Below are 2,531 nucleotides of genomic sequence, written 5' to 3'. Positions count from 1 at the left end.
GGCTGTGGATATCTCCCATCTTATATGCCTTGCGCAGCAGTTTGCTAAGGGCAGCCATCTTTCGGTTGATGGTTGCGTTGCTGTTGCCGCGCTGGCGCAAGGTACCAATGAGGTTGTCCAGGGTACTCTGGTCAAAGGCGCTGAATCGCTCCCCAAGGAGAAGCTCATCTATCTCGCCGATGAAAGAGCTGACATTGTACTTATGCCGCCCATCATCCCATAATATGTCCCGGTATGCTAAAAAGAGCTCTCGAACCCTATACGACTTTACTTCTCTGATCTTGTTGTAACTGTATCGTATATTCGCATTTTGAGAAGAAAACATCGAAAAATGATCAGAAGGCTCACCCTCTTGAATCGCTTCGGTCGTCATCATTTGCCACACCCCCGAGTGGGATAGATCAGCCCTACCCGCTTGGAGGCGTCCTTTCAAGAGATTTGAATCACGCAGTTGTGATTTCATCCGCCCATCAGCGGATCCCACGAAATCACCCACGGACCCTATTCAGCTACCGTTACCCCCTGTTCCTTCTGTCTGCCTTGACCCAGTCACGAAACAAAAACAGCCCGGGCGTTTGTGCGCCCGGGCTGGATTTCACCTGTGTAGAACCAGCCCTTAGAACGAGCGCTGGAAGCGGAGGATACCGCCGACGCTGCTCTTCTTGTCGGCATGGGTCCAGTTGGAGAAGTCGGCGTCGTCGAACTTGCCTGCATTGAGGTAGTCGACTTCGGCCGTAACCGTGAAGCCGGGGACGATGTCGTAGGCGATGTTCGCGGCGACGCCGAGATTCTTCCAATCGTCATACGAGATCTGAGCGTTGAACGAGGTCTTCTCGTTAAACTTGTAGGTGCCACCGCCCCACACTGCCCAGTTGCCGCCCCACTGCTTGTASAWGCCGCGACCGYYRGCCGGGAAAGCCARGGTCCCGTCGCTGAGGTTGTCGTCGGTGCCGTAACCGGCCATGATCCACAGCGTGACAGCGTCAGACGCCTTCACGTCCAAGCGAACCTTGCCGGACACTTCTTCGTAGTTGCTGTCATAAGCGAYGACRCCGGTGATRGCGCCCCARCCCTGCGTCCACTTCACRCCGCCGACGACATGCGGAACRTAGCTGTCGATCGTGTARGCGCCATAGCCTTCTTCGAGCGAGACSACGGCSGAGAAGCCGTTGCCAGCATCGAAGTAGTACTGGATGACGTTGGTGTCGAAGMCGCCGTAGGGAACCAGCGTATCCTGGATAACTTCGCCGGCATAACCGATGAAGGTGTTGTAAGCCGATTCGTCCTTACCGACGCGGAGACCACCGAGCTGGATCCAGGCGAAGTTCAGCGAAGCGCCCGAGTTGCCGGCTTCGTTGATGTAGGGGCTCGTGTCGGCGTTGGCATTGTTGAAGTTGAAGCGGGTCTCGGTGTAGGTCTTCAAGGTRCCGAGYTCGGTTTCCTGGCCGGTCCAGGTCTTCAGCGAGAGACGGGCCCGCTTGCGCCAGGTGTCGTTGCTCTCACCGGCATCCATGTGATCAGCGCTTCTTGCGCCATCGAACGAGCCGACGTCGCCGCCGCCGATGTCGTAACGGACATAGCCGCCGATGCGCAGGCAGGTTTCGGTGCCGGGGATGTAGAAGTAGCCAGCGCCGTAGACGTCGCAGATCTTGACGTATTCAGCGGGCTCCGGCTCGGCGACGACGACGGCGTCGGCGGCGCGCGCACCGGAAACTGCGAGCAGAGCCGCAGCGGAGCCGAGGAGAAGGCTCTTGATGTTCATTTTCTGACCTCCAGTCAAAAGTTAAAAAACGGGTCTGGGTATTCTTTGCTGAAGGACAGCGTTCCCTGCCCCATCCCCACTACCGAAAAAGATGCGCACCGCGCCGCTCCTTCGAATTCGACATTACCCATGAGACGGCGGCGTTCAACCACGATCGTACCGGCGAAAGGGCTGTTCGGCTGCTATCCCCTGGCGTTGTTGCACAAATGACACGATTTGGCCTCACTCAGAAAGCTCTCGTTAACCATTGGGGCCGCGGCAACCGCTTGTTTCCAGCCGAATCCGACAATCGGCCGACGGAATCATGGCAAGGCGCCGAGTCGCCAGCCAGGAAACTGCCGCAGAACCGCCGCATCGAAGGAAAGCCGCAGCTCGGTGCGTTCTTATTTTTCCATATAATGACGCGGGCTTGTTGATTGTGCCGGCGCTTTTCTTTATCCAGCGGCGCAACGGAGAGGTGGCCGAGTGGTCGAAGGCGCTCCCCTGCTAAGGGAGTAGAGGTCAAAAGCTTCTCGTGGGTTCGAATCCCATCCTCTCCGCCATCTCTGCCTGCCTCGAAGGCGGCCAATCAAAAATCATCCTATTAAATCAGATAGATAGGCAGGCAATCCGTTGCCGTCGGAACGCAACTCCGTGCCAAAAATGCACTGAAGGCAACGCTGTTTTGTTCGATTCTGACTGGAGGTCAGAAAATGAACATCAAGAGCCTTCTCCTCGGCTCCGCTGCGGCTCTGCTCGCAGTTTCCGGTGCGCGCGCCGCCGACGCCGT

2 protein-coding genes, 1 tRNA gene and 1 pseudogene are annotated in these 2,531 nt (G+C 57.2%); 1 reads left to right on the top strand and 3 read right to left on the bottom strand.

Annotated elements, in window-relative coordinates:
• Together ACXJ7R_RS29895 and ACXJ7R_RS29890 are read right to left on the bottom strand one after the other, a co-directional pair.
• Nucleotides 1-376, bottom strand: a pseudogene (locus ACXJ7R_RS29895) (site-specific integrase); the annotation flags it as partial.
• Between the two features lie 240 nt (nucleotides 377-616).
• Complete coding sequence (locus ACXJ7R_RS29890) at nucleotides 617-1,762, bottom strand: porin (protein WP_457154966.1); 1,146 nt, start codon at nucleotides 1,760-1,762, stop codon at nucleotides 617-619.
• A 451-nt stretch (nucleotides 1,763-2,213) separates the two neighbouring features.
• Between ACXJ7R_RS29890 and ACXJ7R_RS29885 the strand changes: the two genes are divergently transcribed.
• Nucleotides 2,214-2,304, top strand: a tRNA-Ser gene (locus ACXJ7R_RS29885).
• Nucleotides 2,305-2,337: 33 nt separating this feature from the next.
• Here the strand turns inward: ACXJ7R_RS29885 and ACXJ7R_RS29880 are convergent.
• The coding region (locus tag ACXJ7R_RS29880; RefSeq protein ID WP_457154965.1) for a hypothetical protein at nucleotides 2,338-2,531 on the bottom strand (194 nt) is incomplete at its 5' end.

The organism is Mesorhizobium sp. P5_C1, assembly GCF_054049815.1.
Note: the sequence above shows the minus strand (reverse complement) of the source record. Positions and strands in the feature narration are given on the sequence as shown.